The organism is Variovorax palleresanus (assembly GCF_051144945.1).
Taxonomy (GTDB): Bacteria; Pseudomonadota; Gammaproteobacteria; order Burkholderiales; family Burkholderiaceae_C; genus Variovorax; species Variovorax paradoxus_S.
Map to the genome: position 1 here is coordinate 1536045 of NZ_JBJNVP010000002.1, position 13597 is coordinate 1549641.

Annotated in this window: 12 protein-coding genes; 2 read left to right on the plus strand and 10 right to left on the minus strand. The window is 67.7% G+C overall.

All coding sequences use genetic code 11. The features are described from left to right. Positions 1–20 precede the first annotated feature (20 nt). The 6 genes from modB to apbC form a co-directional block, all read right to left on the minus strand. Positions 21–704, minus strand: coding sequence for a molybdate ABC transporter permease subunit (gene modB / locus ACJ7Z0_RS10965; RefSeq protein WP_434789884.1), 684 nt, complete (start codon positions 702–704; stop codon positions 21–23). Between the two features lie 111 nt (positions 705–815). Further along, positions 816–1163, minus strand: a complete 348-nt coding sequence (locus ACJ7Z0_RS10970; protein WP_021008748.1) for a winged helix-turn-helix domain-containing protein — start codon at positions 1161–1163, stop codon at positions 816–818. Positions 1164–1240: 77 nt separating this feature from the next. After that, complete coding sequence (fdhF, locus tag ACJ7Z0_RS10975; protein ID WP_434789885.1) at positions 1241–4114, minus strand: formate dehydrogenase subunit alpha; 2874 nt, start codon at positions 4112–4114, stop codon at positions 1241–1243. After that, a complete protein-coding gene (locus ACJ7Z0_RS10980) occupies positions 4111–5856 on the minus strand; it encodes an NAD(P)H-dependent oxidoreductase subunit E (RefSeq protein WP_434792649.1) in 1746 nt (581 codons plus the stop codon). The genes fdhF and ACJ7Z0_RS10980 overlap by 4 nt, the downstream gene beginning before the upstream one ends. A 247-nt stretch (positions 5857–6103) precedes the next feature. Further along, positions 6104–7048, minus strand: coding sequence for a LysR substrate-binding domain-containing protein (locus ACJ7Z0_RS10985; RefSeq protein ID WP_431128352.1), 945 nt, complete (start codon positions 7046–7048; stop codon positions 6104–6106). A gap of 15 nt (positions 7049–7063) precedes the next feature. Next, complete coding sequence (apbC, locus tag ACJ7Z0_RS10990; RefSeq protein ID WP_431128349.1) at positions 7064–8155, minus strand: iron-sulfur cluster carrier protein ApbC; 1092 nt, start codon at positions 8153–8155, stop codon at positions 7064–7066. Between the two features lie 147 nt (positions 8156–8302). On the opposite strand from apbC, the gene ACJ7Z0_RS10995 reads away from it, so the two are divergent. Beyond that, positions 8303–9496 carry a patatin-like phospholipase family protein gene (locus ACJ7Z0_RS10995; RefSeq protein ID WP_434789886.1) on the plus strand — a complete coding sequence of 398 codons (1194 nt, stop codon included), beginning with the start codon at positions 8303–8305 and terminating at the stop codon, positions 9494–9496. Between the two features lie 6 nt (positions 9497–9502). Here ACJ7Z0_RS10995 and ACJ7Z0_RS11000 read toward each other — a convergent pair whose 3' ends face one another. Then, the gene (locus tag ACJ7Z0_RS11000) at positions 9503–10153 is read right to left on the minus strand and encodes a TetR/AcrR family transcriptional regulator (protein WP_434789887.1); all 651 of its coding nucleotides are present in this window, start codon (positions 10151–10153) and stop codon (positions 9503–9505) included. Between the two features lie 77 nt (positions 10154–10230). Between ACJ7Z0_RS11000 and ACJ7Z0_RS11005 the strand changes: the two genes are divergently transcribed. Next, the gene (locus tag ACJ7Z0_RS11005; protein ID WP_434789888.1) at positions 10231–10806 is read left to right on the plus strand and encodes a redoxin domain-containing protein; all 576 of its coding nucleotides are present in this window, start codon (positions 10231–10233) and stop codon (positions 10804–10806) included. Between the two features lie 15 nt (positions 10807–10821). On the opposite strand, the gene ACJ7Z0_RS11010 is transcribed toward ACJ7Z0_RS11005, so the two are convergent. Genes ACJ7Z0_RS11010 through ACJ7Z0_RS11020 form a run of 3 tightly spaced genes read right to left on the minus strand, consistent with a single transcriptional unit; the run spans position 10822 to position 13329 of the window. Then, positions 10822–11508 carry a YceH family protein gene (locus ACJ7Z0_RS11010; protein WP_434789889.1) on the minus strand — a complete coding sequence of 229 codons (687 nt, stop codon included), beginning with the start codon at positions 11506–11508 and terminating at the stop codon, positions 10822–10824. 44 nt (positions 11509–11552) lie between these two features. After that, entirely contained in the window at positions 11553–12272 is a 720-nt protein-coding gene (locus ACJ7Z0_RS11015; protein WP_434789890.1) for a phosphodiester glycosidase family protein, read from the minus strand. A gap of 25 nt (positions 12273–12297) precedes the next feature. Then, the gene (locus ACJ7Z0_RS11020; RefSeq protein ID WP_434789891.1) at positions 12298–13329 is read right to left on the minus strand and encodes an isocitrate/isopropylmalate dehydrogenase family protein; all 1032 of its coding nucleotides are present in this window, start codon (positions 13327–13329) and stop codon (positions 12298–12300) included. Positions 13330–13597: the final 268 nt, after the last annotated feature.

Sequence of the window (13597 nt, forward strand, 5' to 3'; positions counted from 1 at the left end):
CTCGGGTAAGGGTGAGCCAGTCAGCGAAGCGAGAAAAAGCGGTTCGACAGCACCAGCACCGTGACCGACAGCACGGACGTCACCACCACCAGCAGCAACGCCAGCTCGTCATGGCCGGCCTGCACGGCGTCGTAGATCGCCATCGACAAGGTCTGGGTCTGCTGCGGAATGGAGCCCGCCACCATCAGCGAGGCGCCGAACTCGCCCATGGCGCGCGCGAACGCGAGCAGCGTGCCGGCCAGGATGCCGGGCCAGGCCAGCGGCAGCGTGACACGCAAGAACACCGAGAGCGGCGACTGGCGCAGCGTGCTGGCGGCGGCTTCGAGCGAGCGGTCGACCCCCGCGAAGGCGGCGCTGGCCGACTTCAGCACCAGCGGCAGCGCCACCACGGCCGACGCCACGACGGCGCCATGCCAGCTGAAGATGATGGAATAGTCGAAATGCTCGCGCAGCCAGCTGCCGAGGGGGCTATGGCGCCCCGCGGCCACCAGGATGGCGTAGCCGATGACCGTGGGCGGCAGCACCAGCGGCAGCATGAACACCGCCTCCAGCACCGTGTCGCCCGGAAAACGCTTGCGCGCGAACACCCAGCCCAGCGCCACGCCGGCAACGAGCGCCAGCAGCGTCGCGACCGCGGCCACCTTGAGCGACAGCACCAACGGAAACCAGTCGGTCGAAGCGATGAGGGAGTTCGTCGTATTCATGAAGATACAACGCAATTGTTGCACGAACGGACTTTCCCCCTTGAAAAGAGGTCCGTGGCGGCTGCGGGAGAGTGGCGCCGATATCCTTTCGGATACAGCGCGGGCGATGGATCAGGGCGCCAGCAGGCGCGTCAGCGCGCGGACGTCGGCCGCCGTGGCCAGGCGCGCAGCGTTCTCGATGGCGCGGTAATGCTTGACGATTTCCTCGCCCACGGGCGTGAGCGCGGTGCCGCCGCCGCGCGAGCCGCCGGCCGCCGTGTTCACGGCCGGGGAGCTCAGGGCGTGGTTCATCTCGTCGATCAGCATCCAGGCACGCCGGTACGACATGCCCAGCTGCCGCGCCGCGGCCGAGATCGAGCCGGTCTCCGCCACGGCCTCCAGCACGGCGATCTTGCCGGGGCCGATGGCGATGCTGTCGTCCCGGTAGATGCGCAGGCGGAACTGGACTCTGGTTTTCATGCCGGTGGGGGTGAGCGGTGCGGGGGCGTCGGGGCGCAAAGGTTAAACCATGCCCGCGCCCTCGCCCACCGCCCGCGTCAATCCACCTTTGCCAGCACGCCCGAGCCGGTTCCGTAGCCGGCCGCCGCCATCGGCTGGCCGCCGCGCGCAATGCGCACCGCGCAGTACTTGAACTCCGGGATCTTGCCCATCGGATCGAGCGCGGCATTGGTCATCAGGTTGGCCGCCGCCTCGTAGTAGGCAAAGGGCACGAACACCGCGCCGTTCGGCGTGCCGTCGTCGCGCCGCACGTGGATGGCCACCTCGCCGCGGCGCGACTGCACGGTGATCACGTCGCCGGCCTGGAGCCCCAGCTTCTGCAGATCGGCCTGGTTCATCGACGCGGTGGCCATGGGCTCGAGCGCATCGAGCACGGTGGCGCGGCGCGTCATGCTGCCGGTGTGCCAATGCTCGAGCTGGCGGCCCGTGATGAGCACGAACGGATACTCGGCGTCGGGCCGTTCGTTGGCCGGGATGATGTCGGCGGGCACCAGCTTCACACGGCCGTCGGCCGTCGGGAAGTCGTCGATGAACACGGTCGGCTGGCCCGGGTCGTCCTCGCTCAGGCAGGGGTAGGTCACGCTCGAATCGCGCTGCAGCCGTTCCCAGCTGATGCCGCTGATCACCGCGTGCATGGCCTGGCGCATTTCCTCGTAGACCGCGGCCACGCCGGATTCCTCGCCCTCGTAGTTCCATTGCAAGCCCATGCCCTTGGCGATCTGCTGGATGATCCAGAGATCGGGCCGCGCGTCGCCCGGCGGGTTGAGCGCCCGCTTGCCCAGCTGCACCATGCGGTCGGTGTTGCTCACCGTGCCGGTCTTCTCGGGCCAGGCGCTCGCGGGCAGCACCACGTCGGCGAGCCACGCGGTCTCGGTCATGAAGATGTCCTGCACCACCAGATGCTCCAGGCTCGCGAGCGCATGGCGCGCATGGTTCAGGTCGGGGTCGCTCATGGCCGGGTTCTCGCCCATGATGTACATGCCGCGCACCTTGTGCGGATCGGTGTCGGGCGCCAGCGCCTTGTGCATGATCTCGACCACGGTGTAGCCCGGCGTCGCGTCCAGCGGCGTGCCCCAGAAGTTCTCGAACCACGCATGCACCGCCGGGTTGTCGACGCGCTGGTAGTTGGGGAACATCATCGGGATCAGGCCCGCGTCGCTCGCGCCCTGCACGTTGTTCTGGCCGCGCAGCGGATGCAGGCCCGAACCCGGCTTGCCGATCTGCCCGGTCACGGTGGCCAAGGCGATGAGGCAGCGCGCGTTGTCGGTGCCGTGCACGTGCTGGCTGATGCCCATGCCCCAGAGAATCATCGAGCCCTTTGCGGTGGCAAAGGCCCGCGCCACTTCGCGCAGCGTTTCGGCCGGCACGCCGCAGATGGGCGCCATCGCCTCGGGGCTGTAGCCCTTGACGTTCTCGCGCAGCGCCTCGTAGTTGCTGGCACGCGTGCGCACGAACTCCTGGTCGACCAGGCCTTCGTCGATCACGGCATGGATCAGCGCATTGAGCATGGCCACGTCGGTGTCGGCCTTGAACTGCAGCGTGCGCCAGGCATGGCGGCTGATGTCGGTGCGGCGCGGGTCGGCCAGCACGATCTTCGCGCCGCGCTGGGCGGCGTTCTTCATCCAGGTGGCGGCCACCGGGTGGTTCGCCGTGGGATTGGAGCCGATGACGAAGATCAGCCCCGCATGCTCCACATCGTTGACCTGGTTGCTCACCGCGCCCGAGCCCACGCCTTCGAGCAGCGCGGCCACGCTGGAGGCGTGGCACAGGCGCGTGCAGTGGTCGATGTTGTTGCTGCCGAAGCCGGTGCGCACGAGCTTCTGGAACAGGTAGGCCTCTTCGTTGCTGCCCTTGGCCGAGCCGAAGCCCGCGAGCGACTTGGCACCGTAGGTGTCGCGCAGGCCCGCGAGCTTGCCGGTGGTGAGCGCCAGCGCTTCTTCCCAGGTGGCCTCGCGGAAATACTCGCTCCAGTCGCCGGGCCGCGGCGCATCGCCGAAGTCCTTCGGCACGCCGGCCTTGCGGATCAGCGGCTTGGTCAGGCGCTGCGGGTGGTGCGCGTAGTCGAAGCCGAAGCGGCCCTTCACGCAAAGGCGGTTGTGGTTGGCCGGTCCGTCGCGGCCATCGACGCTGACGATCTTTTCGTCCTTCACGTTGTAGGTGACGAGGCAGCCCACGCCGCAGAACGGGCACACCGAATCGACCTTGCGGTCGACCTGCTGCGAGCCGATGTGGCTCTTGGGCATGAGCGCGCCGGTCGGGCAGGCCTGCACGCATTCGCCGCAGGCCACGCAGGTGCTGTCGCCCATCGGGTCGTCCAGGTCGAACACGATCTTGCTGTCGCCGCCACGCAGGGCATAGCCGATGACGTCGTTGACCTGCTCTTCACGGCAGGCGCGCACGCAGCGGTTGCACTGGATGCAGGCGTCCAGGTTGACGGCCATGGCCGGATGCGAGATGTCGGTCTTGGGCTGCTCGCGGCGCAGCGCCTTGAGTTCGGGGCGCACCGCGATATCGAGCTTTTTCGCCCAGGCGCTGAGCTCGCCGTGCTGCTGGGTGGCGTCGTCGCCGATCCATTTGTAGCCTTGGTCGGGCATGTCGGACAGCAGCATCTCGACGACCATTTTCTGGCTCTTGAGGGCCCGCTCGCTGGTGGCCTTCACTTCCATGCCCGCCGTGACGTTGCGGCAGCAGCTAGGCGCCAGCGTGCGCTCGCCCTTCACCTCGACCACGCAGGCGCGGCAATTTCCGTCGGCGCGGTAGCCGTCCTTGAAGCACAGGTGGGGGATTTCCACGCCATGGCGCTCGGCCGCCTTGTAGATGGTTTCGCCATCGAAGGCCTGGATGGATTGGCCGTCGAGCGTGAATTCGATGGTCTGCGGCATCAGCTCCGCGAGCTTGGACGGGGCGTTCATGCCACCTCCTCCGGAAAATATTGCTGGATGCACCGAATCGGATTGGGCGCCGCCTGTCCGAGCCCGCAGATGGAAGCGTCGCCCATGACCTGCGCGAGGTCTTCGAGCGTGGTGTTGTCCCACACCGGCGCCTGCATCAGCGCCGCGGCCTTCGCGGTGCCGACGCGGCAGGGCGTGCACTGGCCGCAGCTTTCGTGCTCGAAGAATCGCATCACGTTAAGCGCGGCATCGCGCGCCCTGTCGTGTTGGCTCAGCACCATCACGGCGGCCGATCCGATGAAGCAGCCATGGGGCTGCAGCGTGTCGAAGTCGAGCGGGATGTCGTTCATGCGGGCCGGCAGGATGCCGCCCGAAGCGCCGCCGGGCAGATAGGCATAGAGCGAGTGGCCGTCGAGCATGCCGCCGCAGTATTCGTCGATGAGCTCCTGCACCGTGATGCCCGCAGGCGCGAGCTTGACGCCCGGATGCTTCACGCGGCCGCTCACGCTGAAGCTGCGCAGGCCCTTGCGGCCGTTGCGGCCGAAGCCGCTGAACCAGGCGGCGCCTTTTTCGACGATGTCGCGCACCCAGTAGAGGGTTTCGAAGTTGTGTTCCAGCGTCGGGCGGCCGAAGAGGCCCACCTGCGCGATGTATGGCGGGCGCATGCGCGGTTCGCCGCGCTTGCCCTCGATGCTTTCGATCATGGCCGACTCTTCGCCGCAGATGTAGGCGCCCGCGCCGCGCCGCAGCTCGATACGCGGCAGCGCGCAGGGCGGATCGGCCTGGAGCCGGGCCAGCTCCCTTTCCAGCAACGCACGGCAGTCGTGGTATTCGTCGCGCAGGTAGATGTAGCACTGCTCGATGCCGACGATCTGCGCCGCCACCAGCAGGCCTTCGAGAAAGCGGTGCGGATCGCGTTCGAGATAGGTGCGATCCTTGAAGGTGCCGGGCTCGCCTTCGTCGATGTTCACCGCCATGAGCCGGGGCGCCGACTGATCGCGCACGATGCGCCACTTGCGCCCCGCCGGAAATCCCGCGCCGCCCAGGCCGCGCAGGCCCGAGTCTTCCATGGTCTTGATGATGGCCTCGGCGTCTTCCTCGCCGTTGACGAGCGCGGACGCGAGCGCATAGCCGCCGTGTGCGCGGTAGGTGGCGTAGTCGGTGAAAGCCGGCATGCGCTCGATGGCGCCGGGCAGTGGCGAGATGCTTTTTTCGGCGAATGCGGCGGCATCGAAGTACGCGACCGTGGCTTCGTCGGGATCGGACTTCAGGGCCTGCAACACTTTGCCGGTGGTCGCGAGCGGCACTGCCTGCTGGTCGACGACCGCCACGGGCGCCTGCTCGCAGCGGCCGACGCAGGGCGCGGCAATCACGCGCACGTCGCCGCCTTCGACCCCGAGCAGTTCGGGCAGCCGCGCCAGCAGATCCCTGGCACCGGCCAGTTCGCAGGCCAGGCCGTCGCACACGCGCACGGTGAGTCCGGGTGCCGCATCGTCGCCGCGCACCACCTCGAAGTGGTGATAGAAGGTCGCGACCTCGTAGACCTCGGCCATGGGGATGTTCATTTCCCGTGCCAGCGCCACCAGGTGGCGGTCGTGCAGGCAGCGGAAGGCGTCGTTGAGCTTGTGCAGGTGCTCGATGAGCAGGTCGCGCCGGTGGCCCTCGGCCGGACGCGCGCCGATGAGCGTGCGCACTTCGACGAGTGCGGCTTCCTCGGGCTGGCGGCCCTTGAGCTTGCTCTTGCGGCGGATGCGCTCGCGCATCTCGTCGGCGGTGGCGAGCGGCACGATGGTGTGCGTCGGGGCCGCCGTGGTGGTCGTTGTCTCGCGGGTCGTGGCTGGGTGGTTGTTCACTGCCTAGGCCTTTTTTCGGATGTCTGTCTGGCTCTGCCCCGAGCGGATGCTGGGAGGCTGACCGAGTGTGTGGGGCCGCCCTGGGTGCGTCAAATTCGATCGGCGCATCGATCGATTCAATAACTAAATGGTGCGCCCGCTCAGGGCCGGCCGCCAGCTATTCGCCGAGCGCGCCGCTGTGCAGCCGCACCTGCTCGCGCCAGGCCGGCGTCTGCAGGAAAACGAGGGCGGCATCGAGCGCACGCGAGGGGCGCACGCCGGTCTGGGTCATGAAGCCCAGCGGGGTCTTGACCTCGGGCCCCACCAGCGGCAGCGCCTCCAGTTCGCGGTAGCTGCGCACCGCCGCGACCATCGACCCCGGCAGCACACTGCTGACGCTGCCTGCCAGCACGGCCAAGGCAAGGGTAAGTACCGAGTTGGTCTCGATGGCCGGCTCCACCACGGTGTCGGCTTCGCGCAACGCCTGGTCGATGATGGAGCGGTTGTGCATGTCGGGCGTGAGCAGGCACAGCGGCAGCTTGCCGGCGTCGGCCCACGACATCGGCCGGCCGATGCGCAGCCGGTCGGCCGAGGGCTTGGCCGCGCGGCGCAGCAGAAAGTAGTGCTCCACGCTCTGCGGCCATGCCGTGAGCTTGATGCCCGGCAGGTGCATGCGCTCGGTATAGCCGAGCGCCAGGTCGACGGAGAGGCTTTCCAACCCCATTTCCAGGTCTTGCGAGCTCATCGACAGCACGGCCGGCACGATGCCCGGGTGCAGCTCGTGCAGCATCGCCGCAAAGCGCGACAGCATCGGAATGGCGGTGGGCACCGCCGCCATGCGCAGTCGCCCGCGCGGATGGCCCTCTTCGCTGCGCAGCTCCTGCTGCAGCACCTCGTTGTCGCGCAGCATGCGCTGTGCCGTGGCCAGCACACGCTCGCCTTCGTGCGTGAGGCCCACATACACGCGCGCCCGCTTGACGATGACCACGCCGAACTCGCCTTCGAGCGAGCGCAGCGCATTCGACAACGCCGGCTGCGTGATGTGGCAGGCCTGCGCCGCGCGCCCGAAGTGCTTGTGCTCGCTCAGTGCGACCAGGTAGCGCATCGACGCGAGAAGATTCACGGGGCGCGCCGCCGATCAGGTGTTCTTGCTGATGGAAATGGTCGGGAACTTGGCCGAGAAGTCCTTGGCCTTTTCGGCGATGCCCACGGCCACCTGCCGCGCGACGGCCTTGTAGATGCCCGCCACTTCGCCGTCGGGGTCGGCCACTACGGTGGGCTTGCCGCTGTCGGCCTGCAGCCGGATGTTGATGTCCAGCGGCAGCGCGCCGAGGTATTCCATCTGGTACTGCTCGGCCATCTTCTTGCCGCCTTCGGAGCCGAAGATGTGCTCCACGTGGCCGCAGTTGGAGCAGATGTGCACCGCCATGTTTTCCACGATGCCCAGGATCGGCACGCCGACCTTCTCGAACATCTTGATGCCCTTCTTCGCGTCGAGCAGCGCGATGTCCTGCGGCGTGGTGACGATCACCGCGCCGGTCATCGGCACCCGCTGCGAAAGGGTCAGCTGGATGTCGCCGGTGCCGGGCGGCATGTCGACGATCAGGTAGTCGAGGTCTTTCCAGTTGGTCTGGCGCAGCAGCTGCTCCAGCGCCTGGGTGGCCATGGGGCCGCGCCAGATCATGGCCTCGTCCTGGTCGACCAGGAAACCGATCGACATGACCTGAACGCCGTGATTCTCCAGCGGCTCCATGGTCTTGCCGTCCTCGCTCTCGGGCCGGCCTTCGATGCCCAGCATCATGGGCTGGCTCGGGCCGTAGATGTCGGCATCGAGCAGCCCGACGGCCGCCCCTTCGGCCGCCAGCGCCAGCGCCAGGTTGGCCGCCGTGGTGCTCTTGCCCACGCCGCCCTTGCCGGACGCCACCGCGATGATGTTCTTGACGTTGGGCATCAGCTGCACGCCGCGCTGCACCGCATGGCTGATGACCTTGGTCGTGATGTTGACCGAGACGTTGCTCACCCCCGGCACCGTCTTTGCGGCCGCCACCAGCGCCTTGCGCAGGGCTGGGTGCTGGCTCTTGGCCGGGTAGCCGAGCTCGAGGTCGAACGAAACGTCGCCTTCGGAAATCTGCAGGTTCTTGAGCGAACGCGTCGCCACGAAATTCTTGCCGGTGTTCGGGTCCTGGACGGCCTTGAGCGCGTCCATGAGCCCTTCTGGGGTGAGTGCCATTGATCTAACTCCTGAATGGCGGGTAGTCTAGTGGCTTGCCACCGGCCCCCGGGCGCTTCGGCCGCTTCGCCTTCCCGCTGCCGGGGGCAACACCCGCAAACCACGGGGGATGCAAGCGCTTTTTGAACAGCCACAGCAACAAGAACAATGCCTCCGACACCCCCGGTCACCGGTCTTTTGCTCACCGGCGGCGGTGCCCGGGCCGCCTACCAGGTCGGCGTGCTCGAAGCCATCGCCGACATCCGCCGCGCGGCGGGTTTCGCCGGTCAGGGCAATCCCTTTCCCGTGATCACCGGCACCTCGGCCGGCGCCATCAATGCGGCCGCGCTGGCCTGCGGCGCCGACGACTTCGACCAAGCCGTGGCGCGCATCGCGGAGGTCTGGCGCGACTTCCACGCCGGGCAGGTCTACCGCGCCGATTCGCTCTCGGTCATCGGCAGCGGTACGCGCTGGCGCATGCTGCTCGGGCTCGGGCGCTTCGCGGCCAGTTGGATGCGCATCAAGCCGCGCTCGCTGCTCGACAACACGCCGCTGGCCCAGCTGCTGGGCCGCATGGTGCCGCTCGACCGGCTGCCCCGGCTGATGCAGGAGGGCCACGTGCAGGCGCTGGCCGTCACCGCATCGAGCTACAGCTCGGGCGAGCACGTCACCTTCTTCGAGGCGGCCGTGCCGATGGAGCCCTGGGTGCGTTCGCAGCGGCTCTCGGTGCGCAACCGCATCAGCCACGCGCACCTGCTGGCCTCATCGGCCATTCCCTTCGTGTTCCCGGCCACGGCGCTGCCGATGCAGGGGCATACCGAATATTTCGGCGACGGTTCGATGCGCCAGTCGGCGCCGATTGCCGCAGCCATCCACCTCGGCGCCAAGCGCATCCTGGTGATCGGCGCCGGCCGCATGCACGAGCCGCGCGACGCCGACGCGCCCAACACCTACAGCGGCTATCCCACCATGGCGCAGATCGCGGGCCATGCGCTGTCGAGCATCTTTCTCGATGCGCTGGCGGTGGACATCGAGCGGCTTCGGCGCATCAACCACACGCTCGGCCTCATTCCCGAGGAAGCCCGCATGTCGAGTTCGCTGCGTCCGCTCGACCTGCTGGTGATTTCTCCGTCGGAGCGGCTCGACGTGATCGCGGCACGCCATGTCGATGCCCTGCCCGGCGCGGTGCGCCACCTGCTGGGCGGCTCCAAGGCTGCGGCCGATGTGAAGGGCGGCGCGCTCGCAAGCTACCTGCTGTTCGAATCGGCCTACACGCGCGAGCTGATGGCGCTCGGGCGGGCCGACGCGATGCGGCAGCAGGGCGAGGTGCTGCGGTTCTTCGGCTGGGAAGCGGCGGCCTGACGGAGATCAGCGCGCGCCGCCGCCCGCTGCGGAAAGGCCCGCCAGCAGCAGGTCCAGGCTCGCTTGGAACTCCTGGTCGGCCGTGCTTGCGGTCGCTGCATTCGCGATGTCGATCAGGTGCGCAAAGCGGTCTTCCGGCAAGGCCCGGAATCGTTCGATGGTGAGCTCCGCCGATTCCGACGCCTGCAGCGCCAGCGGGCCCGCAAGCTCCGACTGCGCGAGCCCCGTGATCAGCCCCGACACGGCCCGGAAGGCGACGAGCAGCGCCTGCCCCGAGCGCCCGCTGCGAGCCAGGGCGCGCAGCATCGCCTCGGTCACGTCGAAGACGGCCGGCGAACGGCTTCGGCGCGTGAGGATCAGCGCAATGGCATGGGGATGGGCCCGCACCGCCTGCCACAACGCCGTGGCGATGGCCCGGACTTCGTCCTGCCATTGCGCGTGTTCGGCAAGCGGCCAGCGCGCTTGGCCGATCACCGCCTCCACCACCAAGAGGTCGATGTCCTCGCGCTGCGAGACGTAGTTGTAGAGCGTCATCGCGCCGGTGCCGAGCTCGCTGGCCAGCGCGCGCATCGAGAGCCCCGCCAGCCCTTCCCTGTCGACAAGAGCCAATGCCGCGGCCTGGAGTTGCGAATGCGTGAATTTGGCGGGTCGTCCCATAAGGGTGGATGTTGACGCAGTTCGGAAGACGCGAGTATATTCAATTACGTACAGCGTACGTTTAAAGAGGAAAGTCCATGAAATTCGCACCCGGCGACACCGCTCCCGCCATTGCCGACAGCACCATCCACGGCAAGCCTGCCCATGTTCCGGACCCGCTGCCGCGCTACGTGCATCTTCAGTTCCGGCGTTTCGCGGGTTGCCCGGTGTGCAACTTTCATCTGCTCACCATGGGCAGGCGCCATGCGGAAATTGCCGCGGCCGGCATTCGCCAGCTCGTCTTCTTTCATTCGGCGCGCGAAGAAATGCTCAAGTACCAGGCACAGCTTCCGTTCGATTGCATTGCCGATCCCGGCAAGAAGTATTTCAAGGCGTTCGGCGTCGAGACCTCCGTGCGAGCGCTCTTGAATCCCCGCGTGTTCTGGAGCGGGCTGCGGTGGATCCTGGCAGCCAGGCGCCTCTACACCCGGGCCGAGAACGGCATCCTGGGTCTGCCGGCAGACTTTCTCGTCGACGCGCAGGGGCGCATCGTGGCGTGCAAGTACGGCGCGCATGCGGACGACCATTGGGAAGTCGACGAATTGCTGCAGCTGGCCCGCAAGGCACCGCCTCTGCAGGCGATGCCGCTCGCAGCCACCGCGTCGCCCAGCTAGCGCCCGCGCGCCGGATCACCCCGCCTCTGAAATCCCGAGTTCCGAACACACCCGCCCCACCAGCGCCCTCAGCGAGACGAGCTCGGCCTCGAGCCGCGCCACGTTGGCCTTGAGCGCCGCGACCTCGCCGAGCGATGCATCGTGCGACGCATACGCTCCCTCGGCCGAACCGCCACCCGGACCGGCAACCTCTTCCGCCGGCGCGCCGCTCAGCAGATGCGCCCAGCGGCTTTCGCGCGCACCCGGCAGGCGCGCGAGCTTCACCACCAAGGCGCCGGCCGGACGCTCGGCGAGTTCGTCGAGAAAGCCCTCGACCGACGAGATATCGGCGAAGTTGTGCATGCGGTCGCAGGCAATGCGCAGTTCGCCGGGCGTTTGCGGGCCGCGCAGCATCAGCACGGTGAGCAGGATGACCGATTGCGACGGAATGCGCAGCACCCGGTCGATGTTGTGCTCGTAGCGAAAGGCCCGGCCGCCGCTGGTTTCCGCCACCAGGCTGTAGCCCTTCAGGCTGTCGATGGCGGCCTGCACCTGCGCCTCGCCCAGTTCGAGCACCGGGTTGCGGCTGGTCTTCTGGTTGCAGCCGGACACCAGCGAATTGAGCGTCAGCGGATAGCTGTCGGGCACGGTGCGCTGCTTTTCGGCCAATACGCCGAGCACGCGGGTTTCGACGAGCGAAAGAATGGGAAGGGCCTGGGTCATTTCTCAAAGAATCCTGAATGAAAGCGCGGTGTCCCGAAGCCGGTTCATGGCACCGCCACGCCGAGTATCGGGCCCAGCTCGCGGACGAAATCGCCGCGCCGCAGCGCGAGCGAATGCAATGCCGAGACGGTGCCGTCGAGATAGAGCGCGTCGCGGCAACGCAGCACGTCGCGAAAGTAGAGGGCGAATTCGTAGAAGTTCACGGGCTGCTCGCTGATCACGAAGATCGCGGTATGGCCCGACACGCCCACGCCGTTGCGGATCTTCCGCGAATCCGAGTCGGGAATGAAAGCGGGATGCACCCTGCCGCGGCGCAGCAGCAACGGGCCCGACTGCGTGGCCAGCCGAACGCCCTTGGACAGCGCCGGATATTCCGAAGACTCGACCACGCGCGGCACCCCCGCGCCGGACACCAGGAACACACCGTTCGGCTTGAGGAAGAAGTTGCCCTCGCCCGCCGACAGGTTGAGCGGCGAAACCTCGCGTCCGTCCTGCACCAGGAGGCCCACCGGGGAAAAGTCGGCGTGGTACATGCCGGCATTCATCGCGAACACCAACTGCCGGTTGTGCCCGGCGAGCCACGCCTCGAGGCGGTCGAAGCGCTTGAACTCGACGCCGGCATCGTCGCGCAGGAACAGCTCGAGCCGCTCCTTGCGCAAATCGATCTTCACGACGGTGTAGCGCGGCTCGGCATCGGCCGCTCGGGCGGCCAGGCTGGCCGCGGCGGCGACGCACAAGGCCAGCAGGAGCAGCAGCTTTCTCATGAAGTCCCGGAAAGCCGCCTCCGCTTCAGCCGTTCTGGATGCGACTGACCAGTGCTTTCGTGAACGCCGCAGTGCCCGCGGTGCCGCCGAGGTCGCCGGTGCGCACCTTGTCGATGTTGAGCGTGTCGTCGATGGCCTTGCGCAGGCGCGTGGCAAGGTCGGGCAGCCTGACGTGCTCGAGCATCAGCGCGGCGGCCAAGAGCAGTGCGGTGGGGTTGGCAATGCCCTTGCCGGCAATGTCGGGCGCCGAGCCGTGCACGGCCTCGAAGATCGCCGCATCGGCGCCGATGTTGGCGCCCGGTGCCATGCCCAGGCCACCGACCAGGCCCGCCACCAGGTCGGACAGGATGTCGCCGAACAGGTTGGTCGTCACCAGCATGTCGAACTGCCAGGGGTTGAGCACCAGCTTCATCGCGCAGGCGTCGACGATGATCGTGTCGAGTTCGAACTTGCCCTTGTACTTTTCTTCATAGAGCCGGAGGCCGGTCTCCAGGAACAGGCCGGTCAGCACCTTCATGATGTTGGCCTTGTGGACCAGCGTGACCTTCTTGCGCCCCGTGGCAACGGCGGTCTCGAAAGCGTATTCGAGCAGGCGCAGGCACCCCTGGCGCGTGTTGATGCCGGTGGCCATGCCCACGGCATGCGGGTCGCCGTCGATGCGCACATAGTGCTCGTGGCCGATGTACAGGCCCTCGAGGTTTTCGCGCACGACCATCAGGTCGATCTTGTCGAAGCGGCCGCCCGGAATGATGGTGCGCGCGGGGCGCAGGTTGGCGTACAGCTGAAATTCTTCGCGCAGCCGCACGTTCGACGAGCGGTAGCCGCCGCCCGAAGGCGTCTCCAGCGGGCCCTTGAGGGCAAGGCGGGTGCGGCGGATGCTGTCCAGCGTGGCTTCTGGCAGCGGATCGCCCGAAGCCTGGACGCCGCCGAGGCCGGCAATCTGGCGGTCCCACTCGAAGGGCGCCTTCAGCGCATCGAGCGCGGCCAGGGTGGCGTCGACGATTTCGGGGCCGATGCCATCGCCGGGAATCAGGGTTGCGGAAATGGGGGTGGTCATCGGAAACTCGCTTTCTGTATATCTATCTTGTATATCTCTTCGCCATATGGGGAGGGAGCGTGGCGAAACGCGCGGGGTGGAGCATACGTCGCGCCGGAGACACCCCGGCGCCGTTCGGGTCACTGGGGGTCCGGAACCTCTGGTCGAGCCCCCGGGATCGGGGGTCTTCGGCAGGGTGCGGTGCCGCCACCTAAAATGCCCGGTTCCCGAATGCGGCCCCAGGCCGCCTTCGTTGCCAGCAAGTTCGCCACTCCCGAAAGCGCCCTTC

What these genes read in the sequence shown, in the direction of transcription:
- ACJ7Z0_RS11005 (WP_434789888.1), top strand. Translation starts at nt 10,231, where the DNA reads ATGAAATTCGCACCCGGCGACACCGCTCCCGCCATTGCCGACAGCACC.
- ACJ7Z0_RS11015 (WP_434789890.1), bottom strand. Translation starts at nt 12,272, where the DNA reads ATGAGAAAGCTGCTGCTCCTGCTGGCCTTGTGCGTCGCCGCCGCGGCC.
- ACJ7Z0_RS10970 (WP_021008748.1), bottom strand. Translation starts at nt 1,163, where the DNA reads ATGAAAACCAGAGTCCAGTTCCGCCTGCGCATCTACCGGGACGACAGC.
- fdhF (WP_434789885.1), bottom strand. Translation starts at nt 4,114, where the DNA reads ATGAACGCCCCGTCCAAGCTCGCGGAGCTGATGCCGCAGACCATCGAA.
- ACJ7Z0_RS11020 (WP_434789891.1), bottom strand. Translation starts at nt 13,329, where the DNA reads ATGACCACCCCCATTTCCGCAACCCTGATTCCCGGCGATGGCATCGGC.
- ACJ7Z0_RS10980 (WP_434792649.1), bottom strand. Translation starts at nt 5,856, where the DNA reads ATGCGCGAGCGCATCCGCCGCAAGAGCAAGCTCAAGGGCCGCCAGCCC.
- ACJ7Z0_RS10995 (WP_434789886.1), top strand. Translation starts at nt 8,303, where the DNA reads ATGCCTCCGACACCCCCGGTCACCGGTCTTTTGCTCACCGGCGGCGGT.
- ACJ7Z0_RS11000 (WP_434789887.1), bottom strand. Translation starts at nt 10,153, where the DNA reads ATGGGACGACCCGCCAAATTCACGCATTCGCAACTCCAGGCCGCGGCA.
- ACJ7Z0_RS11010 (WP_434789889.1), bottom strand. Translation starts at nt 11,508, where the DNA reads ATGACCCAGGCCCTTCCCATTCTTTCGCTCGTCGAAACCCGCGTGCTC.
- modB (WP_434789884.1), bottom strand. Translation starts at nt 704, where the DNA reads ATGAATACGACGAACTCCCTCATCGCTTCGACCGACTGGTTTCCGTTG.
- apbC (WP_431128349.1), bottom strand. Translation starts at nt 8,155, where the DNA reads ATGGCACTCACCCCAGAAGGGCTCATGGACGCGCTCAAGGCCGTCCAG.